Here is a 23,076-nt window from a genome sequence, read left to right as displayed (position 1 = left end):
ACAGTAAAAATAATTGGATAAAGCAATATGCGTATTAAATAGCGCATAACTGTCCTGTACCTACCCCATTGATATATCAGTATCAATTATTTTCAAAAATGCCCCAAAAACATTTAATATGGATCAGAAAGTACCGTTTGAGTGGTTTGCGAAACTTAATGACCGCGTAGATAACATCGCTTATAATCAAAACTCATTTTAATTTCAGGGCGGGCTTAGTTATCAATTTTGATGATCCCGGATATTTTATGGCTCGACTCCGATACTAAAATTCACTCTTGTATCGGAGTCAAAGCATTACCCATTTTCAATATGAATTGATATAGCCTGCTATCGCCTAACCGCCCAGGCCAAACCATCAGCCCCGCGTATCTCAATATGCCCGGTCACTTCCAATTTGTTGAGATCGATCACCGCCACATAATTATCGCCGGTGCAGCCAATGAATGCGCGCGATCCGTCATCATCAACCAGGATACCAGCAGCGCCATGCCCGGTATTTATACGTTTCAACTCCTGGTGTGATACCGCATCGAAAATAAACAGGTCGCCAGTGCGGAGGCTGGTAACCAATACGCGCTTACCATCCGGTGTAAATTGAAGCCTGTTGGCACCCACAACCTTCGCATCAATTGTAGTAGTTACCTTTTTGGCGGCGATATCGATGATTGAAATATTGCCGTCCTCTGCACCTGCAGTCCATAGTTCACGACCATCAGGCGAAACATCAAAACCCTCGGAGCCTTTGGCTACCGGGATAACTGTCTGTATCCAGTCATGACGTGCCGGAGGTGCAAATCCGGGCGGAGGTGCTGTGCCCGCAGGAGGAGCCCCTCCGCCCGGAGGCCCCATCGGCTTCATAAGGCTATCTTCCAAAATACTTACAGTTGCCGACGAAACGTTTGTGGTGTAAACCTTTTTCCCGTCATTGGTTACATAAATCATATGCGTTCTGTTCTGGCCCGTTCCCATGGCCCAGTCAAATTTACCGGTAGCAGGGTCGTAACGGCCAACTGCTTTAGCCCCCTCGGCCGAAAACCAAACTTTTCCTGCTACAAATGTTAACCCGTGCGGCCCCATCAATGGTTTAGTATCAATGGCTGGTAGCGCTTTTTGCGCCACAAGGTCAACTACGCTCAACTCGTGCAGGCTTCCACCTCCATAGATGGAAACATAAGCCGTTTTTCCATCGGCGGAGGCAATAACCTCATGAGGATCGGAACCTACCGGGACACGTGCGAGAACTTTCAGGGTAACCGGATCGATGATAGCCAGGGTATGATCACTTTTTGAAAGTGCAAGCAGCGAACGTGAAGGCGTAGCCTGTGCCTGGCATTTGGTCGCGTTAAAAGCTATCGGTATCCATAAGAAGCTTACAGCAAGCAATTTAAACGAGCTGAATTTTATAGCTTTTAAAATTTGGCGGTGAGCGATTTTCTTCATAGGATTAGCAGATTGGAGAAACAGGTTAATATTGGTTTCGGTCATAAGAAATGATTTTCCCTATAAACAAATATACTGAACTACCTGATTTTTAGAGGATGAATCGACCAGGGCGGGGAGATAACCGACTACAAGCTATTCCTGATAGACAAGCCCCCGTAAAACTAAAATCTCCCAAATTGTTTATCCGCAACTGGCTTCATACCTTTATATCAGCAACCTCAATATTTAACGCATGAATCAGCCATCCATCGCCGGCATTGCACCATTCTTCATCGTTCACAGCGTTACAGTAGCGCTTGACTTTTATAGCGAAAAACTTGGTTTTGAAGCAGTTTTTAAAGAGCCCGCCGATGATCCTTTTTTCGCCATTGTACAGCGCGATGAGGCGATGATTTTCCTCAAATCTGTTGACGCCGCCCCACTCCCTAACCACAAGCGCTCCCCCGATGCCCGTTGGGATGCTTATGTCAGTGTTCCTAACCCGGATATACTGGCCGCCGAATTTGAATCGCGGGGTGCTACTTTCACTATCCCGCTACAAGATACCCACGATGGTTTACGTGGATTTGAACTGGAAGATACTGACGGATATATTTTATTCTTTGGCCGACCGCGTTAGTGCAGCCGCTAACCGGAACACTTTTTGCCGGGATAAAGTATGGATCAAAATTATTTACTGAACTCCATTGACGGGGTCGACGTAATCTTAATCCCTGGTTCAGGGAGTTACGTCTGCGTTTTCGAACCGGAAACACAAACAAATCCAGGCTCTCCACAACCGTTACGGGCCACTATACTGGATAAAGAAATGGCTTTTCAGCCAACAGACGGCGATAACATTTCAGAAGAGGAACTACTGAAAGTTATCCGCTGGTACAGTTACCGCAAAACGTTTTCCTGAAATATAACAGGAATCTATCCGCAAACAGACCTTTTTATCTTTTCACAGGTAAAATAGGCGTATATAAACTTTCCCGAACCGGGGAAGAATTCACCCTGCCCAAGGCACTCTGCTATCAGGCCTTCTTCACCGACCTTATTGTATCTACTTTGTTACATATCGGTCAACATTAAAAAATGGTCTTTAAAACAAAAAACATCGGCCTTTAAAACAAAAACGTTGTAGATAACTGCCTATACTTTTGTTTCATTAAATCATAAAAAAATGGAACAAATAAAAGATAATTATAACGGTGCACTGCAAAAGCCGCTGGGATCTGGATTTACAGCCCTATCCACTACTACCGATGTTATAAAGGACATTAACCTTACCGGCAAAACAGCCATAGTAACAGGCGGCTATGCAGGTATTGGCCTGGAAACCGTAAAAACGCTGATATTGGCTGGGGCAAAAGTTATTGTACCGGCACGTGATATTAACAAAGCAGCCACGAATCTTACAGGCGTACCCAACGTGATGATTAAAGCGATGGACCTGATGGATCCCGCTTCTATCGACACCTTTGCGGTCGACTTTCTCAAAACTGCCGAACCGTTGCATATCCTCATCAATAATGCGGGCATTATGTGGGTGCCCCTTCAGCGCGACGTAAGAGGCCACGAATCCCAACTGGCAACTAATCACCTGGGGCATTTTCAACTTACTGCACTCCTTTGGCCTGCTCTAAAAAAAGCCTATGGCGCAAGGGTAATTAACGTATCTTCATACGGCCACCAGATCGCACCTTTTAATTTTGATGATCCAAATTTTCTTCACCGCCATTATGAAACGCTGTCGGCCTATGGCCAATCTAAAACAGCCAACAATCTTTTTACGGTAGAACTTGACCATCGCGGTAAAGATTTCGGTGTTCGCTCCTACTCCTTGCATCCCGGTTCTGTAAATGGTACTGATCTTGGCAGGGCCGCCTCGGTAGAGTTGTTTCAGCAAATGGGCATGTTTGATGCCGATGGCAATATCTTTCCGGAAGTGGCAGCCAGACTTAAAACCGTAGAGCAGGGTGCAGCAACTTCGGCCTGGTGTGCCACCAGTCCGCAGCTTGATCATATCGGAGGTGTTTATTGCGAAAACGCAGATGTGGCTGATTTAGATTTTGGAGACATTGAACATAAATATGATGATCCGCTAACTCTGCGTGGTGTAAAACCATATGCTGTTGACGAGGGAAACGCAAAAAAACTATGGGCACTAAGCGAAGAAATGACGGGCGTAAAATTTGCAGCAAACTAAGATCCGTTGTAGCTTTATTGTTAACTGGCAGCATTTGATGAACCATGGAATTTAAAACGCACTATTTAAGCCCGGATATTAAACTATCGCACTTTGAAGATAAGCCATTCCGTACCGAAGTACTTTTTGAACACCATATGCTGATCTGGTTTATTTCGGGCGAAACAAAAATAGTGCAGGCCGATTCGATACATATTTTTGGTGCAGGAGATATTTTCCTGATCCCCCGAAATCAATTAACCACGGTTATTAATTATCCGAAAGACGGTTTGCCACATAAAACCGTGGCTATGCACCTTACCATGCCTATGTTAAAGGAGTTTTATGCTAAAAATCCCCCTAAAGCACGTCTGCAGCATTCGCCCGGGATTCGAAACTTCGGTAAGCACCCGTTGTTGGAAAGCTGCCTGGCATCATTAATTCCTTATTTTGATCTGAAGGATGGATTGCCTGAAAATCTCGCATCATTAAAAATTGAAGAGGCAATCAATATTCTGAGAATAATTGACAGCGATATAGATGGTATACTGGCCAATTTCCAGGAACCGGGTAAAATTGATCTGACTAATTTTATGGAGCGGAATTTCATGTTCAATATGCCCATGGAAAAGTTTGGCTACTTAACGGGGCGTAGCCTAACCACTTTTAAAAGGGATTTTAAGAAAAGCTTTGACACTACTCCGCAAAAATGGTTAACTCAAAAACGACTGGAACTTGCGCATTATCGCATCAGGGAGCAAAACAGGAAACCTTCGGATGTATATGCGGAGGTTGGCTTTGAAAACCTATCCCATTTCACTTATGCTTTTAAAAAGCATTTCAGTTATTCGCCAACGGGCATATAACAAAAAAGCCTTTCTCTTTTCGGAGAAAGGCTTTTGAGCGAAAGACGAGATTCGAACTCGCGACCCCGACCTTGGCAAGGTCGTGCTCTACCAACTGAGCTACTTTCGCGTTGGTGGCCGCAAAGATATAAATCATGTATATGCGTGCAAAATATTTTTTCAAGTTTTTGCACATTAAAATTAACATGCTTTTAATCAAATATTTACATGGACTAAAATTCAACATTTGATCAAACATTTTTGATTTTGATAAAAAAGTGCATTCAAAAAAGCTAAAAAAGAAAGAAAGCGCTTCCTATTTAACACTGTTGATAACCCAAATCCCCACTCTCATACCTAATCATTAAATTTGAAAATGTTTCCTGATCCGGAAAACAATAATAAAATAGCAAGCGTATGGTGTTGGAGCCTTTTCATGAACTGGTACTTAAATTTATTGAAAATACTAACCGGCCAATATTTTTAACCGGCAAGGCGGGCACCGGTAAAACCACTTTCCTGCGCTGGATCAGGGCAAACGTTACCAAAAACCTGGCTGTTGTAGCCCCTACCGCCGTAGCAGCTATCAACGCCGGCGGCGTAACTATCCATTCTTTTTTCCAGGTACCTTTCGGGCCGCAGGTGCCCGTAACTGATCATAACAGTCACAACACGCTGCTAAGACAGGTTAGCCTCGAAAAATCAAACATATTAAAGTGCCTCGACCTGCTCATTATTGATGAGATCAGTATGGTGCGGGCGGATACACTTGATTATATTGATACCGTATTACGGCAGGTTAAAGGATCGGCACGGCCTTTTGGCGGTGTACAATTATTGATGATCGGCGATTTGTTTCAGCTCCCCCCGGTTTATGAAAAGGACTGGCCCGTGCTCAGAAATTTTTACAAGGGGCCTTATTTTTTTGATAGCCTTGCATTTCAAAAATTTCCGGTATTAACTTTTGAGCTCACCCAGGTTTATCGCCAGAAAGACCCCGCTTTTGTAGAGATACTCAATAGTATCAGGAATGGGTATGCCAACGGCGAAATGCTCGACAAACTTAATGCCCATTATAACCCTAACTTAAATGCCAACTGGCTTAAGGATTACGTAACCCTATCTACCCATAACCAACTCGTTAATGAAATTAACCAGCAGCGATTGACTGAGCTTGATGGCGAAGCGCAAACTTTTAAAGCAACGGTTACGGGTGATTTCCCGAAAGAGGCATATCCCGCCGAAGAAGAGTTAGTATTAAAAGTTGGTGCACAGGTAATGTTTATCAAAAATGACAGCTCGGGCAAAAAACAATATTATAATGGCCGTACAGGGCGCGTAGTTGCTATGGGGCCGGGCAATATCCGCTTGAGTTTTCTTGACGACGGATCGGAGTTTGAGGTGATCCCCGAAAGCTGGCAAAACGTAAAATATGCCCTGGCCGAAGATGAGCAAAAGGTAAACGAACAAAACAACGGATCGTTCAGCCAGTATCCGCTGCGACTGGCCTGGGCCATTACCATACACAAAAGCCAGGGGCTTACATTTGAAAAAGCGGTTATTGACGTCGATGCAGCCTTTGCTTTCGGACAGGCTTATGTGGCTTTAAGCCGTTGCCGCTCACTTGAGGGCATGATCCTGAAATCGCCTGTACGCCCCGAAAATATCCGTACCGATCCGGAGATCATCAGCTTTATGCAAAATGCGGCTATCTCCACGCCTGATGAAAATCTGCTGGAGAGCACCATCCGGCAAATAGCACTGGAAGAGATGAAGGATATCTTTGATTTTTCGATGCTTACAGGTGCATGGAAACAACTTAAAACCATCATGCTGAGCGGGGCGATTAAAAATAGCCCATTATCCGAAAACATCAACAAAACCGATCACAGCTGGGAAACTGAAATTAAAACTATCGGCGACCGTTTTATCCGAAAGGAACTGGGCGCTTTACCTGATGATCAGCTTATCTGGAACAATGCGCCTTTTATAGGCAGGCTAAAAAATGCCGCCAACTATTTTCTGCCTAAATTAAATGCTTTTTCAGAAGCTATTAACAGTTTTTATACTGCTATAAACAACACCAACCCTCCTGCCGAATTTTACGACAGCCTAAACCATTTATTGGTTAACCTGAAGGCAAAAACGGCAGCCTTTGTGCGCCTACCTATTGCCACATCAGGCCGAGATGTTCTATCATCGGTACAGGAGGCCGGGATAAGTTACAAACCGGTATATAAAAACTGGAACCCTAAAGCATTACCAAAAGAAAAGGAAATTGTTAACCCCGAACTTTACAAGCAATTACTCAACTGGCGTAAAGCAACCAGCCTCGAACGTAAAATCCCCGAACATACGCTGGTGTCTGAAAATATGCTTCGGGACATTACTTCGAAACTACCGCGGTCATTAAACCAGCTTTCGCAGTTAAAAAGTTTTGGCGATGCCAAAGCAACCGATCTGGGTGAACCTATTTTAAAAATGATCAGGAGTTATTTAGGTGAAAACGACTTGTTTTCCTAAACACAATATCTAAAACCTCGGAATTTCCGGACCGTTGTAGGGGTTTTCAAGTGCGTGTTTGATCCTCATTAACTGGTATTGGTGACGCCAGTTATCAGGATAGTTTTTCATGTTTTTCAATAATTGCTTAACAAAATCGGCAACATGGAGCTGAGTTGTAGCGCGGTCTAACCTTAATTCCTGGGGTAACGTAACATTACTAAAGTATTCACTCAATTCTTCGTAGCTCATGACGCAAAAGTAAAAAAAGCCCGGCATTTTCATACCAGGCATTCGAGCTTAAATAAAAAGCTGAAAGCAGAATGCATAAAGCTAAAAGCTAACCGCTCAATTGTTTTAATTCCGTTAATACCTCCCGGCTGTTTAAAACACGTAAAATAAACTGGCCTGAACGTTATTATTTTTAAAATCGTTGTTGATGTTGGAGATATTAAAGTCGCCAACTTTTGAGAGGCCGTAAATATATCTTACACCAATACCAAGCCCCAGTTTTGACTGGTATCCGATACCTCCGGCTGCCGCCAAATCCAGTTTCTTGGCAAAATCCCCGGCACTTAATCCCGAAACATCTTCTTTGGCTTTCATACCTACCTGCGGACCTGCCTCAATATAAAGCCCTGAGTTAGCACGGTATTTCAACAAAAATGGAACAGAGATATAGGAAAGTTTGAGGTTTTGATCGCCAAGTGAGCCGCCCTTAATTTTTGCACCCTGTGATGAGAATAAAAACTCTTCCTGTACTAAGAAATTATCGGTGAATTTAAACGCAACAGTAGCACCTGCATGAAAGCCAACCAACGGATCAGTAGGAAAACTGGCATTGGTAAAGTTGCTATAATTGGCGCCTGCTTTAAGCCCAAACTCGAGGCGTGAGAGGATGCCCTGACTGAAACCTTTAGTTGATACCAGGATTAAACAAGTAAAGATGATGAGTAGCTTTTTCATAAATTTTAATTTCAATATTTGAGATAATTGTTGCGGCCCGAAAGCGCATTTGTTTTATTTAGCGCAAAGGTGGGCCTATGAACCGGCCCGGGAAAGGAAAAGGTAATCGAAGCGGGCAAACTGGCGCCGGAAGCGGAAAAAATCGGCAGATCTGTTACGGCGGCAACATGATAAAGTAAGGCATTGCATTGCGCCTATCAATAAACACAACTAAACCGACTAACACTAATTAAAAATCAACCAATTAGCTTTTAGCTTTATGCATTTTGCGTTCGGCTTTCATTTATCAGGCTTTTGCCAGCCAGGCAAGAAATTGGGAAGCCTTGCCTTTGCTTACCACAATCCTTTCGCTGAATGTAATGTTGAGGTTGAGAGACAGTTTGCGGGAAAAAAAACTGGAAACATCAATAATAGCTTTCCTGCTAATTAAAAACTGACGGTTAGCCCTGAAAAAGTAGCTTCCACATGTTTTTTCCAGTTCATCTAAATTTTTGTTAGGATAAAAGACCTTACCTGAAAAGGTTAATAAATGCGAAACTTCGTTTGAAAGGTGGATCAATGCGATATCATCTAATTTTATAGGAATGATCTTATCCTGGTGATAAACTAATACCGAAGAAGGCTTGGTGGTTTCCTTTTTGGTCAGCAGTTCCATAAGCACTTCATACTGCGGTGGCTGAGGTGTTTGAAATACTTTTTTCAGCTGCCCGTAACGTTCCAGCGCCTGCTGAAGCGTTTGCGTTGTAAACGGTTTTAAGATATAATCTATTCCGTTTGCCTTAAATGCATCCAACGCATATTCATCGTATGCTGTACAAAAAATCACAGGAACATCAATAGGTATTGCAGCAAATATCTCGAAACTCAACCCGTCTCCCAGTTGAATATCACTGAATATCAGATCCACCCCGTTACCTCCCGCAAAATAAGAAACGGCTTCTTTTACAGAATGAAGCTGTACTACAGTTACCGGTTCACTGATCAGTTGTGTTATACTCAGTTCCAGGTCATCGGCTACTACAGGCTCATCCTCTATGATCGCTATATTCATCATTTAACAATTTGATACTTACGGAAAATGTGTCTTTACTTTCACTGATTATAACTTCATCGCCTGATAACAGGTTGTACCGTTCGGCAAGGTTTGCAAGCCCATGGTGAGTTGAAGTTACGTTAAGATTTTTCTTCTTAAGCGTATTGGATACAATTATCCTCTCTTCCGAACAAAAAATGTTTACAACAAGCGGCGACTGTTGGGTTAGCTCATTATGCTTGATCGCGTTTTCCAGAAGGGGCTGTAATGAAAAGGATGGCAGGTAATGATCATTCAATAGATTGAGCGGTAAGTCAATATTACAATTTAATGCCGAACCAAACCTGATTTTTTGCATTTCGAGGTAATCAAGCAACAAGGCCAGCTCATCTGCAAGGCTCGAGGTCTTTGCAGCATGATTATAAACAGAAGCCCTGAGAAAGTTAGCCAGGTGAACAATATAATTATCCCCGGCACCTGGATCTTTCCGGTAAAGTGCCTTGAGTGTGTTAAGCGCGTTAAACAGGAAGTGAGGATGAATTTGTTGTTTTAAAAGCAGGTTTGTAGCTTCGGCATGAGCGGCTTTGATCTGGGAAAGTTCAAGATCTGCATGAGACTTATCAGCCTGTAGAATCACAAAGTCCTGAAGCAGGATAATAACGGTATTAACAAGGATGCTGGAAATAAAGAATATCACCAGAAAAACCGGGAAAGGGTATAACCGGCCTTTATGTTCAAAATAATCAAACGCAGGTGCCAGCATCAGGTATATAGTGGCGCTTGCTGCATAGGTAAAAAAATAACGGTAGCGTTTAAATGCTTTCCCCTTGAAGCTATAGCTACGTGCCAACAAAATCAGGATCCTGACATTTACAAAAGCTACTGAGCCTATTCCCAGCGCAGTCATACCCATATAAAACACCTTATATATAGGAGTCTCGTCCAGCAAAAAAATAAAATACAGCGATATGATCGCGGTAAAAGTAAATACAAGCAGCCAGTTAAGCCGAATAAGGCTTTTAATTGGTAATGGAGACGGCATATTACTCAAAGATAACTAATAGGCAACAAGCACTGTATCAATTTGCCACCGAAGCGGGCAAAAAGGAACCTCAAGAGACTTTTAAACGGTTTAATGGAATTGTTTTGTTACAAACGCACTCAAATGCAAAAGGCTTCATATTATCCTCATTTATGATGCGTATCTTTGTTTAACATTATTTAACTATCATTCGCTTGGAGTTTCGGGTTTGCTTTCTTTTATTTATAAGCGTAATGCTGGCATTGTTATCCCCAACTAAAATCCGCAGAATATTATTTATCTGCCTGTTTATCTTTATTTTACCTTCGGCCCTATCGGCTCAAAATCTTTTTTTACAAAAGGTAGAGATGTGTAATATCACCAATTATTGCATGGACTGCGGTGATGTTAAGGCCAGCTGCGACCAGCTTGCCATCGATTTTGTATCTGCACGGATCAATAACCGCTACCTTTTAAAAGATGCCACCGGCTCAATAACGTTCCAGGTTTTGGTTGATGAACGTGGTTTTAGTTGCGTGCTCAGCCATAACGATGCTACCAAAAGCGCCCTCACCAATGAGTTGATCACCTATCTTAATGGCTGTATCTGGAAACCGGCTATACTAAATGGCAAACCGGTAGCCACTTCAGTAAACGTTATTTTCCGTTTTATAAGCGGAGGTGTTTATGGCCAGGTTCAAAGAATGGACCTTGCCGAGATGAAACCGCCGGGCGATCCGATAATTTACAATAAGACTGTAACCTACGCCAATCCGTCGTTAAAAAACTACGATTTTACAACCTGGACAAAATACAACTCGCCTTTGGTTGATAACATCAGCAAATCAGCTGCAATGGACCAATCAGACCTTTTATGGTATGCTACCGAAAAGGGCATGACACGCTTTGAAGGAACAACGTTTATACCGGTTAATGAATACAACTCGCCATTTCCGTCAGATGCCAACATCAAAGAGGTAACGATCGACAGGGATAACAACAAATGGGTTTATTACGATAATAAAATATTCATGTATGGCAGTGGCGGCTGGCAGCTGTTCGACTTTAAACAGTTTTTGGCAGGCGGCGTTAACCAGGTACTGAACAGTCGTAACGGTGAGTTATTATTTACTACACAAAACGGTTTGGTTGTAAAAAGGAAAGACAAAGTAGTTGTAATCAACAAAAAATCGATGCCCGAAATGCCATCAAGCAATGTGCTTTTTGCCTATGTAGATAGTCAGAAACGACTTTGGATAGGTACCTCAAAAGGCACTATCATGATTGACAAAAGCGTTATTACCTCATTTAACAGTCTCAATAATACTCCGCTAAAAAATGCAACCATTTCGGGCGCGGTAGAAGATGAAAAAGGAAATGTTTACTTCTCGCTGGTTGATTGCGAAAAGCAAGCCGGCGAAAGCGATAGTGATAAAGAAGGCATAGCGGTATTAAAGTTTAACGGCAATTGGCTTCACTATAACGATAAAAACTCGGGCATGCCTGCCAACCATGTTAATACGATGTTATACGACAAGTTTGAGCATGTTTTATGGCTGGGCACAGATGAATCGGGCATTGCCAGGTTTGACCTGAATAATGGCTGGGAAAACTACCACAACAACAACTCGCCGCTGCCTGGCTTTACCATTTACCAGATAGTACAGGATTCAAAAGGTGTTATTTACGCCACTACTGCCAATGGCTTGTTAAGGATCAGGAAAAAGGCGGGGGCGTAGGGTTATATTAACTGCCTATCCCCTTCTCCTCATTTGCCACACCTATTTTTTGTTTCTTGATAATTTTTTATCATTGATAACCCAAATCATTATTGTCTGCTAAAACTACTTTTATCTACAGGCTAAAAAACAACGCCCCGGATCTCATCCCGGGGCGTTTCATAGTATAGTGATATACTAATCAACTAAATCTCAATTTATCATTGAGAACCGGTTGGCTGTTTTTTCGGAGATTTTAGTTCACTCTTCTGAAATCAATATTGGTGATCTTGATCCCGGTTGTGCCCAGCGTTGAACCTCCTGACCGGATAAGTACATAGGCCGTACCACTTGTAGGGAATGATACTACATTACCGCTACCCGCACATGATATTGATGATAATAAGCCGTTGAAAGGTGATTTACCGCAACCATTCCAGGTATTAAGCGCTATGCGGGTACCACCATCAGCATAATCACTTGCTTCAGAAGGTACCGCCTGGCCAACATAAACCTCAAACCAGCAATCGGTAGCACCTGAACCGGCTACTGTCATATCGATTTTATATTTTTTGTTCGCCCTTACTTCCACAGGTTGAACAATACCCTGCTGCCCCCAGTTACCACCGGTTGCCAGCACGCTGCCATCAGTATTTACCTTAAAGGTTACACCATCACCACGGTGATAAATTTGCCATTTGGTATTATCTATCAAATTGGTTTTAGGCGTAATAGCGTCAATAAGGTCTGCTGCACTGAAGTAAATGATAGCCTTGTTCATATCGGTATTTACTTCCTGTTTTGACGAGTTTGCAATTTTAACACCGAGGGCAACGACTTTGCCATCATATTTGTTAAGGCTGGCAATTTTTATTTTAGGTGTGATGCTGCCTTTCATGATGTTATTATTAAACGCTACTGTATCCTTAGCGTCCAACGTATAATCGGCCGGATCAAGTACTACGGTATTGGCCGGCAATGTACCGGCAGTAATTAAACCGGCAATAGCGCTGTTATCGGCACTTACATCAACGGTTAACGTTTCAAAATTTGATTCGCCACCACGATATACCGGGATAGAAAAATTCACCGTACTTTTTGCGCTGTCAACCTTAAGCGAACTTCCGGCCATTACATCAACCAGGCCATTTGGCTTTTCAGAATCGGGCAGGTAAACTTTCACATCAGGGTTTGACTTCACCCCATTAAGGTGCTCCTGTTTGCAACCTGCAACTCCCAGCAACAGGCATGCTACCGAAAGCTTTACTAATGATGCATTAATTTTCATGAAAATATTTTTTACATTATTAATTTAAATCATTTAACAGCCCATCACCCCGCTTTGAGGGTGATGGAAAGCTTGTATTTACCAGCCCGGATTTTGTGTCCAGCCTGTTTTTGAAATTTCGGACTGAGGGATAGGGTACCATTCCATTTTAGTGGTAAACACCCTGTCTTCCAGTTTTTTTACAGTATAAACACCGGCAGATGTAATATCAATACGGTTTATAGGCTTACTAAAGTAGCTTACACCTTTTTTCCACCTGCGTACATCCCACAGGCGGTTGTTTTCAAAGCTAAGCTCAACATTACGCTCATGTTCAATAGCCTGCTGGTTTAACTGCGCTGCTGTAAGTGCCGGCATTTGAACACGTTGTCTTACTTTGTTAATCGCCTGCAGAGCTGTCATACCATAGCCCTGCGGATCAGCATCTGGCCCGTAAGCATTGAACATCGCTTCGGCATAGCTTAGCAAAATATCGGCATACCTGAAATATACCCACGCATGATTGGTAGTTGTGTTGTTGATCAGGTCAACAGACTGATTAATCCACTTTGACAGATAGTATCCTGTTTTAGTAGCATTTTGCTTAGGCAAACCACTGTTACCACCAAAATAAGTCTGGATAGTAGTTGATTTGAACGATGCACCATTGTATACTACAGTTGCAGCAAAGCGCGGGTCGCGGTTAGTATATGGAGCAGCGGCATGGGCCGGGTTATTCCAATCAAACGGAACCGATCCTGTGATTGTACTTCCCGATTTAATAAGTACCTCATAATCACTAACCAGGTTTTCGGCCGGCGTTACGCTGTTACCGTTACTATTTTGAAATACAATAGGGTAATTATTGTATTCGATAGCATTCGCTGCACCGTAGCGACGATAAAAAATCACCTCGCCCGATGTAGTGTTATTTGCGCCAAACAAATTTGAATAATTGGCATCAAGTGAATAACTGCCCAAAGCGATAACATCATGCGCAGCAGCGGCAGCCTGTGCCCAGGTTGTACTTGAGCCATTTGCGGTAAACAGCGGGCTTGCACCGTAAAGCAATGCTTTTGCTTTTAACGCTTTGATAGCGCCGTTAGTAACCCGGCCGGCATCATACCACGAATACGGCGAAAGGTTAGCCGGAATAATAGCAGCAGCCTTATCACATAATGAAGCAATGTATTTGATACATTCATCAACCGAGTTACGCTGTATGTTTTTCCATGAGTTGGGATCATTATAATCAAGCGGCTGCTCAAAAATAGGCACACCACCATAACGCTTTACCAACTCAAAATAAAAGTAAGCTTTTAAAAACAGCGCCTCGCCTTCCATAAACTTAACGTTATTGCGGGCGTTGTAATAAGTAGTTGAATCGGTTGATGTGATTTTATCTTTAATGTAATTGATATCAACCGTACCCTTGTTTTTCAGATAGAGGTTTGCCTGACGGATACCATCGAAGTTAGCAGCCCAAACATTATCAGGGTTAGTATATTGGTTCCAGGTACCGTAGTTAAAAAGCTGCGCCCGTTCAACCGAGTTTGTTGCTTCGGCTTCATCAGTAGCTGTTTCCAGATCAAGATTGGCGAAACCATCGGGCAGGTAGCTGTAGGTATTCCACATCTGCTGCTGTACATAGGTATAATTTGAGTATAGCTTATCGGTGGTAATATCGGCCTTAATGGTCTGTACTTCCAGGTAGTCATGTTTACATGATGAGTAAAGCAGCGTACCCAGCGCCAGCGTTGTTATTATATATCGATTTCTTTTCATTTCCTTGTAATCAAATAATTAATACTACAATTTCACTTTCATGCCAAATGTTACTGCTTTTACTAAAGGATACCCCATTGAAAGGCGCTCGGCTTCAAGATCCTGTATCTTATCCCATGTAAACAGGTTGGTACCATTCACAAAAACCCTTACCGCATCAAGCTTTCTTAAAAACCCACGCTGAGGCAGAGTATATCCCAGTTCAACACTGCGTAGTTTCAGGAAATTGCCATTACGCATCCAGAAATCAGATTGCTGATCATTGTTAGGATTTGCAAGCGTTGATAAACGCGGCGAAGTAGCAGTAGCGGCATTTTGAGGCGTCCAGCTATTTGCCGAAAACTCAGAGATGTTATTATTGAATACAAATGGGTGTGTATAGGTATAAGCATCATCAAGCAAGCTAACAGTGCGGTGCAGTACACCCTGCAGGTAAGCATCAAAATCAAAACCTGCATATTTAAAACCAAGATTAAAACCTAAAGTGATCTCAGGCAGTTTCGCATAGTTCATCGGCACTTTGTCATAGTCGTTGATGATACCGTTGCCATCCTGATCTTTGAATTTCAAATCGCCTGGTTTAACATTGGTATATGACGACGCTACTATCCCTGGTTTAAGGTTTCCGCTGGCATCAAAATCCGATTGCTGGTAAAAGCCTGTATATACCAGGCCTTTCATCTGGCCGATAGGATAACCCTGGGTATACAGGTAGTTAAATGGCTGAGGGTTTTCTGAGCGCTTAACTATTTTGTTACGGGCGTAAGCAACTGAGCCACCTACATAATATTTGAATTTATTATCGTTTTGCTCATACTTTAATGATGCTTCCAACCCTTTGTTATGTACCTCGCCGGTATTGGCATATTGCAGGTTAAAGCCTGTATAATCAGGCACTCCTGATGATGGGATTTCGAGGATGCCAGTACGTTTTTCGGTAAATACATCTAACGTACCCGAAAGGTTTTTCCACAAGGTGAAGTCTAACCCAATGTTAAGGGTTGTTTTTTTCTCCCAGGCAAAATCAAGGTTAGCAAAAGGGCCTTCAGTTAGGCCACCATGCGCAGTATTGCCTGTACCTGTGATCCAACCTGGCGCACCAACTGCAAACTGCTGGTACAAAAAGCGATAAGCTTCATTGATGTTACCAACAGTACCGTATGATGCACGAACCTTCAGGAAGTTAATGGTTGAATTATCCTTCAGGAAATCTTCCTTTGAAGCTATCCAGCCCAAACCTACGGCCGGGAACCAACCATAACGATGACCGGGGCCAAAATCGGCAGATCCGCTGTATGAGCCAGAAAGGTCAACGATGTACTTTTTATCATAATCATAAGTTACATTGCCGGCAATGCCCTGCGTACGTACCTGGTAAACTATACCATCATGCGTATAACCCTGCCTGCGTGCCTGGATCATGCCAGTAAAGGTTGATTTGCCAAAAGTACGGTCGTAATCAAAACCCATCCTTACGGTGGTACGGTTCCAGTGTGCACCACCACCATCACTGCTCGACTGGCTGATGGGTGTTACCGGGGTTGAACCATAAATGGCCTTACCTTGCGCATCCTGACCGGTAATTTCGTACGAGTTTACCGAGAATTGTTTCTGGTAGATCCCCACATACTGGTTGGCAAAGGATACTTCGCCTTTAAGGTCGAGGCCTTTGGTTAGCTTATCCAGCTTTTGCACAAAGCTGAAATTAGTTTGCAGGTTACGGGTATGCGACTGGTAAACACCATTTTGCTGTAAAAGCTGAATGGGGTTAAATTTATATACCGAGCTGTTGCCCCAGGTACCATTAGGGTTTTTAACCGGAAAAGCAGCAGCCGGGATAGCCATAATGTTGTTGAACACCTGGGCAGCCGTGAAGCCTGAAGGCGTGTTCCTGTCCTCAGTAATACCGCTGATATTGGCTGTTACTACGAGATTTTTGTTGAGCTGCAGCTCAATGTTTGCCCTGAGATTTAACTTGGTGTATTTGGCATTGGTACCAAAGTCCTTGTCAATGACATCGGCATTTTTGTACAAGCCTTCAAAGTTGGTGTAGTTCATCAGCACGAAGAATTTGGCCGTGTTATTACCGCCACGGAAACCGAAGTTGTAATCCTGGATAGCCGAAGTTTTCTTCAGCAACTCATCGTACCAGTTCACATTTGGGTGAAAAGGATCATTGGCTGCTTTATACAGCTCAGGATTTGCATATTTAATTGGCAAACCGTCGTTAGTTAGTGCATTGTTATAGTTTGTGGTATAACCATAAGCGTCCATCACCTTAGGCAAGTCGATAGGGCTTAGTATACCATACTTACCATTTACAAATACCTGCGTTTTATTCAGCACAGCACCTTTTTTAGTGCGGATACTTAACACGCCCGAGCCGCCTTCCAATCCGTAAACTGCCAGTGCAGCCGCATCTTTCAATAAGGTAACCGATTCAATTTCATAAGCCGAAAGGCCGCTGATAGCCCCCATATCAACCTGGAAACCATCGAGGTAAATCAATACCTGGTTGCCTTGCAGGTTCCAGCTGCTTACGCCTCTCATATAAAAGGTTGGGTTATCATAACCAGGCTCGCCCGATCCGGTAACTACGGTTAAGCCAGGAATGCGACCCTGTAGTGTGTTAAGCAGGTTGCCCGAGGTCATACGGGTCAGGTCTTCGCCCGAGAGGGTAAAAACTGCGCCGGTGTTGCGCCATGATTTATCTATCCTTAAGCCCCCGTCGACAAAGTCTTTATAAGAGCTTGCTTTTTTTATGGTATCGGCTGGTGCCGTACCTGCGGTTTGGGCGTTTGCCGCCGAAAAACTGCAGAACGCAAGCATCCAGGCCAAAAAGTTTTTATAATCTTTTTTCATTGTTCTTCACTAATTGTTAATGTGTAAAAGCCTATTACCAACCTGGATTTTGTCCGTCCCAGCTACTATTGCCTAAATACCTTAAACTGATTTCGGTACTTGGAAATGGCACATAGTAATACCTGGCGGGGAACACCCTTGTAACAAATGGAACAGTTGTCCATGTGCGTTTTAATTGTCCGCCAACGTTCCTGGCAGTTGTCTGGATACCGTGTAACACCGTATTCAAAACAGTTTTGGCTTTTAACCAGCGGTTCAGGTCGTTATAGCGATGTCCTTCGTAAGCAAACTCAATGGTTTCCTCATTCTGAACCGCGTCCCTGAACGCATCAATAGTGGCCGGATTTTTATCAGGCATCCCGGCACGTTGCCTGATCTTGTTCAGATAAGTTGCAGCTTCTGCGCTTGGGCCCTGGTATTCGTTAAGCGCTTCAGCATAACCAAGGTAAAACTCGGCAAGGCGAAACACCGGCCATGCAAAATGGTTATCGGTCATGTTATCAACCCTTGCAACAAATTTGTAGGTTTCGGTAGCATAACCATCAACACCGGCATCGCTGCTGGCCAGGTTACCATCGGTACTGTAGTCGCCTTTTTTGTAATAGGCAAGAATGCCGCGCTGGCTACTATAGTATTTACCATCATAAGCAATAGTTTGGTAAAAACGTGGGTCGAGGTTCCAGGCTGCAACATCAACCGGTAAATCTGAACCGCTTGCAGGCATTGTCCATTTGGTACCATCAATTTTTTCATATTGCTGAATGAACTCAATAGGAACGTTGTTTTTAACGCCCCACTGCGCCAAACGTAGCTTTGATGAAAGGTACTGGCCCCAGGCCGAACCATCGCCCCAGCCACCTCCGGCACCCGGAACCTGGTTTGAGGTATTAACTAAAATCAGTTCCTGGTTGGCGAACACATTCCATACCGATTCATAATCGCCTAAGGTGGCATAAGTTTCGCCGGTTGTGAGCGGATGACCGGTATTAAATAATGAAACACCGCCTGCTGCTGCGTTGTCTATTACATCCTTAGCAGCTTTGGCAGCTTTATTCCATCGTTCTTTATCATAGCTGGCATAAGCCAATACCGTATCGCGGCTGTCATTAAACCTTGCACCTGATACCTCCCCTTTCATACTGGCAGGTGTGTTGTAAAGCGGGCTTGCAGCATAAAGCAATATCCTTGCTTTTAAAGCCATGGCAGCCAATTTGGTAACGCGGCCAAAATCAGCAGTCGGGCGGGTAGCCGGCAACATAGCAACAGCCTGATCACACCATTTAACTACGCTATCAACAACCGATTGTACCGAACTGCGTGGGATGGCTATTTTTACAGTACCGTCAAGGGCTTTGTTCACGATAGGCACACCGCCATAATACCTGAATAACTCATAGTGTTGCATAGCACGGCAAAACAAAGCCTGGCCTTTAACGTCGGTTTTCCATGCGTTATCAGCATCGGCTACCTTATCAATATTTTTCAATACCAGGTTAGCTTGCCTGATGCCCTTATAGTGCCAGTAAAAACCGGCGCCGTTATCCTGGCCAAAGCCGTAATCGCAATTATTATCGGCACTCATGTTACCGGTAATATATGAGCCGGTGTTAATGGTATTTGAAGCCCAGTCATAAGCCGGATGGATGATATAAAGTTGATCGGTAAGCGCTTCGGGACGGCAACCATCATACGTTTCTGGAAAATACCCTCTAACGCATAACATATACATTTGCGCCACCGCATATTGTGCCTGGTTGCGGGTATCAAAAATGGTATCAACTGTTACCGCACCACCTTTAGGCTTTTCAAGAAAAGTTTTTTTACAGCTTGTTGAAAGCATACCGCCTATGAAACAAGCCACAAGCAGTAAAATAATATTTGTTCTTTTCATCATTGCTATATCTTATGATTAAAAATTAACATTAACGCCTACGTTATAGGTGCGGGTAAGCGGATAACCGATGTAACCCAGGTTTTCAGGATCGCCCCAGATCTTGTTTGGCGACCATGTGTACAGGTTATATCCGTTGATATAAAAACGAGCCGAACGGACACCTATCTTTTTCAAAAGCTCGGGCTTAAGCGTATAGCCTATCTCGGCGTTTTTAAGCCTTACAAAAGCTGTACTTTTCAAAAAGAACGTATTGTAGGCTGCATCCTGGTTATAAGCAGCAATAGGGAAATCAATCCGATCGCCATGATCATAACGGTCCTGGGTGTACCTGTTCAAATCCACATCAAACAGTGATTGTTGTTTGTTGAAGTGAAGTTCCTGCATAGCATATTTAGCCACACCTGATTGCCCCTGAAACAAGGCTGAAAAATCAAAGCCATGAAAGCTAAAGCCAAATGATACACCGTAGCTTAAGGTAGGCAGGTCGGTTTTGCCCGAACGGACATAATCTTTTTCGTTAATAACACCATCGCCATTAACATCTTTAAGCCTAACCTCTCCCGGTTGTAACGGTGCACCTGCATAGCCCAGATCTTTTTGATAAACCGGGTTACCTGCGGCATTGTTGTAAGGTTTGCCATCGGCACCAACTGCCAGCACAGGCTGCGAAAGTATTGGGTTACCGTTACCATCAATGTTGTATAACTGCGACCATGAGGTGTAAAGTCCATCTGCCTGTAAGTAAGAGCCCTGATTAATAGGTCTGCCGGTAGCTGCCTGGTACTCTAAACCCGGCGCAATGGCTTCATCTTTAAAGAGGATTTTATTATGGTTGGTTGAGGCGTTACCTTTTACCCACCAGGTAAATTTACCCGGAGCACTGGTGTAACTCAATTCAATTTCGTCGCCCCAGTTTTTTACTTCGCCCAGGTTATACGGAGGCAGGGTTGCCTGCACTATGCCCGGTACGCTTCCTTTATATGAAAGGATGTTTTTACGGTGCTCATTGTAGTGGTCATAAATAAGCGAAAGGCGATCATTAAACAGGTGGGTTTCTAAACCTATGTTTGATTTGGTTGCTGTTTCCCAGGTTACATCAGGGTTACCCAATACGTTTTCCCGTGCGCCCTGGATCCTGTTACGATCATTAAGGGTACCAAATGTATAACCGCCGCCTGCATTGTAGCCGTTAACATACTGCCATGTATCAGGCAAATACAGGTAACGGGCTGATGTTGAGGTACCTGGAATATTGATGCCGTCATTACCTACTTTACCTAATGACCCGCGGATTTTTAAATAAGTAACATAATCCTGCTTAGGGAAGAAAGATTCATTACTGGCGAGCCACCCTAATGAATAAGCCGGCAAGAAACCGAACCTTTTACCTTCAGGAAAGTTTTCCGAACCGTTATAACCCATGTTATATTCGGCCAAATAACGATCTGCATAATTATAAGTCACCCTGCCCGATACGCCTTCATAAGCGTGCGGAAGATCGTATAACAAATTCGGATCATATTTTTTCTCGGCGTTGGCCAAAATCAAAGCGGTAATGGTGTGCTTTTTAGCAAATACACGGTTATAATTGATCGAAAACTCGCCGTATACTTTACGCCATTTATCGGTGTAAAAATCTGTCCAGCGTGCAGGTGCAACGTCATTTGTTAACTGCACCAGGATAGGATCGAGTTTGTTACCGTTAGGATTTGGACGCAGACCGTATAACAGCGGAGTGTACTTACCGCCGGTGCGGCTTTGGAAATAGCTATCGTAAGCACCGCGTGCGTTTACCGATAAACCGGGCGTAATGTCGTCCAGTTTATAGCTTAACTTGATAGCCGAGTTTAAAGTACTGTTGGTGGTGATATTATAGTTGTTGCTGTTAGCGATAGCATACAGCGGGTTTAGCTGGTCGTTTTGATTAGAGAATGGCACTACAAACTTGCCGTTGATAATACCAGGAGAGCCAAGCGGCGATGACCACAAGATCCTTTTTTCCCAGGTGTAACCATCATTGTCCATACCGGTAATGGTTACGTATTGGGTAGATACATCCACCGATACCCTGAAATCGGAGTTCACATCAAAATCGAGGTTGGAGCGCAGGTTATAACGTTTCTTCTTAAACTGCATCTCATCCGAAAAAGGCATGTAATCGGTATTGAACAAACCGCCCTGTGCCAGGTAGCCTAACGAAACAAAGTATTTGGTTGCCTTGGTACCACCTGTAATGTTGGCGTTTACCTGTGTTTGTGGCGCAAACTTATTAAAGATCTGTTTTTTCCAGTCCTGATCAGGGTGGCCATACGGATCATAATAAGGGTTTGCCTGCCCGTTAATAGTTGGCGTATGCGCGTTTTGATAATACTTCAAATCTTCGGGCGAGTAATATATAGTAGCATCCTTGATCCAGTTTGCATCACGTTTGGTCACAAAATCGTTCCAGGTTTTCACGTCGGCATCCCTTGAATGCTGGATCCAGTAGTTTTCATAGCTCTGCTCATTTAACAGCGTGGCATACTGGTACGAGTTAACAAAATTTGGCATGCTCGAAAACTGCGAAATAGCAGTCTGGAAAGTAGCGCTAACTTTAGGAGCTCCTTCTTTACCGCGTTTTGTAGTGATGAGGATAACACCATTTGCACCACGCACACCGTATACCGCTGTGGCCGAAGCATCTTTCAGGATACTGATGGATTCAACCTCATTAGGGTCGATATCATTATAGCTGTCGCGGGCGATACCGTCAACCATAATCAGCGGAGCGGTTTGACCGGTGTAAGTACCCACACCACGCACATAAAGCGTAGCGCCGTCATCACCCGGCTTACCGCTGGTTTGCGTTACCGTTAAGCCCGATAAGCGACCGGCCAGCGCATTACTCAGGTTCGCAACCGGCGACTGCACCAGGTCTTTGGTGCCAATTGATGTAATAGCGCCGGTTACGGTTTCTTTTCTTTGTACGCCGTAAGCAACAACAACAACCTCGGTAAGGTCTTGCGGGGCATCTTCAAGTGTAATACTTACTTCCGAACGGCCATTAAGGGCAATTTCTTTAGTTCTGAAACCTACAAATGAAAATACAAGAGTAGCGTTAGCATCTGTAACGTTAATAGCATAATTACCATTTAAATCGGTTATGGCTGCGGCGGCAGAACCTTTTTGTTTAACAGTTACACCGGGTAAAGGTAACCCTTTACTGTCAACAACCTTGCCGCTGATCTTTTTAGGGGCATTGCTCTCTGCCGCTGTTTTTTTACGGATAAGAATTGTTTTGTTGTCGATGGTATAAGTTAACGACTGATTGCTTAAACAAAGGTCCATGACCTGGTTTATAGTAGCGTTGGTCAAATCAACAGTTACCGGTTTAGCCAACTTAATATCTTCAGAATTGTACAGAAAATCATAATTGGTTTGATTTCTGATCTCTTCAAAGACTTCTTTTAAAGTTGTTTGTTTAACCTTTAAAGTAACCTTCTGTGCATAAGTTGCGGCAGACACCTGTAAGAAGGTAACTGTTAGCAAGATAAGTGTCAGTTTCATAATAAGCACAGGTTTATAGAG

At 43.4% G+C, this 23,076-nt stretch carries 15 protein-coding genes and 1 tRNA gene; 5 read left to right on the top strand and 11 right to left on the bottom strand.

What is annotated here, in order from left to right; genetic code table 11:
- Positions 1–330: 330 nt before the first annotated feature.
- Positions 331–1,443 carry a YncE family protein gene (locus ACEN9X_RS19075; RefSeq protein WP_413666630.1) on the bottom strand — a complete coding sequence of 371 codons (1,113 nt, stop codon included), beginning with the start codon at positions 1,441–1,443 and terminating at the stop codon, positions 331–333.
- Between the two features lie 235 nt (positions 1,444–1,678).
- Between ACEN9X_RS19075 and ACEN9X_RS19070 the strand changes: the two genes are divergently transcribed.
- The 3 genes from ACEN9X_RS19070 (at position 1,679) to ACEN9X_RS19060 (ending at position 4,482) form a co-directional block, all read left to right on the top strand.
- On the top strand, positions 1,679–2,065 hold the full coding sequence (locus ACEN9X_RS19070; protein ID WP_413666629.1) for a VOC family protein: 387 nt from the start codon (positions 1,679–1,681) through the stop codon (positions 2,063–2,065).
- Between the two features lie 546 nt (positions 2,066–2,611).
- On the top strand, positions 2,612–3,637 hold the full coding sequence (locus ACEN9X_RS19065; RefSeq protein WP_413666628.1) for an SDR family NAD(P)-dependent oxidoreductase: 1,026 nt from the start codon (positions 2,612–2,614) through the stop codon (positions 3,635–3,637).
- Positions 3,638–3,681: 44 nt separating this feature from the next.
- Positions 3,682–4,482, top strand: coding sequence for a helix-turn-helix domain-containing protein (locus tag ACEN9X_RS19060; protein ID WP_413666627.1), 801 nt, complete (start codon positions 3,682–3,684; stop codon positions 4,480–4,482).
- Between the two features lie 36 nt (positions 4,483–4,518).
- On the opposite strand, the gene ACEN9X_RS19055 is transcribed toward ACEN9X_RS19060, so the two are convergent.
- A tRNA-Gly gene (locus ACEN9X_RS19055) sits at positions 4,519–4,591 on the bottom strand.
- Between the two features lie 287 nt (positions 4,592–4,878).
- Between ACEN9X_RS19055 and ACEN9X_RS19050 the strand changes: the two genes are divergently transcribed.
- On the top strand, positions 4,879–6,984 hold the full coding sequence (locus tag ACEN9X_RS19050) for an AAA family ATPase (RefSeq protein WP_413666626.1): 2,106 nt from the start codon (positions 4,879–4,881) through the stop codon (positions 6,982–6,984).
- Between the two features lie 9 nt (positions 6,985–6,993).
- On the opposite strand, the gene ACEN9X_RS19045 is transcribed toward ACEN9X_RS19050, so the two are convergent.
- From ACEN9X_RS19045 to ACEN9X_RS19030, 4 genes are all read right to left on the bottom strand, one after another.
- Entirely contained in the window at positions 6,994–7,215 is a 222-nt protein-coding gene (locus tag ACEN9X_RS19045; protein ID WP_112575124.1) for a DUF6965 family protein, read from the bottom strand.
- Positions 7,216–7,347: 132 nt separating this feature from the next.
- Positions 7,348–7,929, bottom strand: coding sequence for a porin family protein (locus ACEN9X_RS19040; RefSeq protein WP_413666625.1), 582 nt, complete (start codon positions 7,927–7,929; stop codon positions 7,348–7,350).
- Between the two features lie 286 nt (positions 7,930–8,215).
- The gene (locus ACEN9X_RS19035) at positions 8,216–8,983 is read right to left on the bottom strand and encodes a LytR/AlgR family response regulator transcription factor (protein ID WP_413666624.1); all 768 of its coding nucleotides are present in this window, start codon (positions 8,981–8,983) and stop codon (positions 8,216–8,218) included.
- Complete coding sequence (locus tag ACEN9X_RS19030; protein WP_413666623.1) at positions 8,955–10,004, bottom strand: sensor histidine kinase; 1,050 nt, start codon at positions 10,002–10,004, stop codon at positions 8,955–8,957. Before ACEN9X_RS19030 ends, ACEN9X_RS19035 begins: the two co-directional genes overlap by 29 nt.
- A gap of 347 nt (positions 10,005–10,351) precedes the next feature.
- Between ACEN9X_RS19030 and ACEN9X_RS19025 the strand changes: the two genes are divergently transcribed.
- The gene (locus tag ACEN9X_RS19025; protein WP_413666622.1) at positions 10,352–11,722 is read left to right on the top strand and encodes a two-component regulator propeller domain-containing protein; all 1,371 of its coding nucleotides are present in this window, start codon (positions 10,352–10,354) and stop codon (positions 11,720–11,722) included.
- 235 nt (positions 11,723–11,957) lie between these two features.
- On the opposite strand, the gene ACEN9X_RS19020 is transcribed toward ACEN9X_RS19025, so the two are convergent.
- The 5 genes from ACEN9X_RS19020 to ACEN9X_RS19000 form a co-directional block, all read right to left on the bottom strand.
- Positions 11,958–12,989, bottom strand: coding sequence for a DUF1735 domain-containing protein (locus ACEN9X_RS19020; protein ID WP_413666621.1), 1,032 nt, complete (start codon positions 12,987–12,989; stop codon positions 11,958–11,960).
- A 78-nt stretch (positions 12,990–13,067) separates the two neighbouring features.
- A complete protein-coding gene (locus ACEN9X_RS19015) occupies positions 13,068–14,753 on the bottom strand; it encodes a RagB/SusD family nutrient uptake outer membrane protein (RefSeq protein ID WP_413666620.1) in 1,686 nt (561 codons plus the stop codon).
- A 24-nt stretch (positions 14,754–14,777) separates the two neighbouring features.
- Positions 14,778–17,615, bottom strand: a complete 2,838-nt coding sequence (locus ACEN9X_RS19010; RefSeq protein WP_413666619.1) for a SusC/RagA family TonB-linked outer membrane protein — start codon at positions 17,613–17,615, stop codon at positions 14,778–14,780.
- A gap of 34 nt (positions 17,616–17,649) precedes the next feature.
- Complete coding sequence (locus ACEN9X_RS19005) at positions 17,650–19,509, bottom strand: RagB/SusD family nutrient uptake outer membrane protein (protein ID WP_413666618.1); 1,860 nt, start codon at positions 19,507–19,509, stop codon at positions 17,650–17,652.
- A gap of 15 nt (positions 19,510–19,524) precedes the next feature.
- Positions 19,525–23,055: a TonB-dependent receptor gene (locus tag ACEN9X_RS19000; RefSeq protein ID WP_413666617.1), complete on the bottom strand. Its 3,531-nt coding sequence runs from the start codon at positions 23,053–23,055 to the stop codon at positions 19,525–19,527.
- Positions 23,056–23,076: the final 21 nt, after the last annotated feature.

This window comes from Mucilaginibacter sp. Mucisp86, from assembly GCF_047324315.1.
GTDB lineage: Bacteria > Bacteroidota > Bacteroidia > Sphingobacteriales > Sphingobacteriaceae > Mucilaginibacter.
The sequence above is the reverse complement of the archived record's forward strand: the minus strand, read 5'-3'. Positions and strand labels throughout refer to the sequence as shown.

Coding starts and splice junctions, on each gene's coding strand:
- ACEN9X_RS19075 (WP_413666630.1), bottom strand. CDS start 1,443: ATGAAGAAAATCGCTCACCGCCAAATTTTAAAAGCTATAAAATTCAGC.
- ACEN9X_RS19070 (WP_413666629.1), top strand. CDS start 1,679: ATGAATCAGCCATCCATCGCCGGCATTGCACCATTCTTCATCGTTCAC.
- ACEN9X_RS19065 (WP_413666628.1), top strand. CDS start 2,612: ATGGAACAAATAAAAGATAATTATAACGGTGCACTGCAAAAGCCGCTG.
- ACEN9X_RS19060 (WP_413666627.1), top strand. CDS start 3,682: ATGGAATTTAAAACGCACTATTTAAGCCCGGATATTAAACTATCGCAC.
- ACEN9X_RS19050 (WP_413666626.1), top strand. CDS start 4,879: ATGGTGTTGGAGCCTTTTCATGAACTGGTACTTAAATTTATTGAAAAT.
- ACEN9X_RS19045 (WP_112575124.1), bottom strand. CDS start 7,215: ATGAGCTACGAAGAATTGAGTGAATACTTTAGTAATGTTACGTTACCC.
- ACEN9X_RS19040 (WP_413666625.1), bottom strand. CDS start 7,929: ATGAAAAAGCTACTCATCATCTTTACTTGTTTAATCCTGGTATCAACT.
- ACEN9X_RS19035 (WP_413666624.1), bottom strand. CDS start 8,983: ATGATGAATATAGCGATCATAGAGGATGAGCCTGTAGTAGCCGATGAC.
- ACEN9X_RS19030 (WP_413666623.1), bottom strand. CDS start 10,004: ATGCCGTCTCCATTACCAATTAAAAGCCTTATTCGGCTTAACTGGCTG.
- ACEN9X_RS19025 (WP_413666622.1), top strand. CDS start 10,352: ATGTGTAATATCACCAATTATTGCATGGACTGCGGTGATGTTAAGGCC.
- ACEN9X_RS19020 (WP_413666621.1), bottom strand. CDS start 12,989: ATGAAAATTAATGCATCATTAGTAAAGCTTTCGGTAGCATGCCTGTTG.
- ACEN9X_RS19015 (WP_413666620.1), bottom strand. CDS start 14,753: ATGAAAAGAAATCGATATATAATAACAACGCTGGCGCTGGGTACGCTG.
- ACEN9X_RS19010 (WP_413666619.1), bottom strand. CDS start 17,615: ATGAAAAAAGATTATAAAAACTTTTTGGCCTGGATGCTTGCGTTCTGC.
- ACEN9X_RS19005 (WP_413666618.1), bottom strand. CDS start 19,509: ATGATGAAAAGAACAAATATTATTTTACTGCTTGTGGCTTGTTTCATA.
- ACEN9X_RS19000 (WP_413666617.1), bottom strand. CDS start 23,055: ATGAAACTGACACTTATCTTGCTAACAGTTACCTTCTTACAGGTGTCT.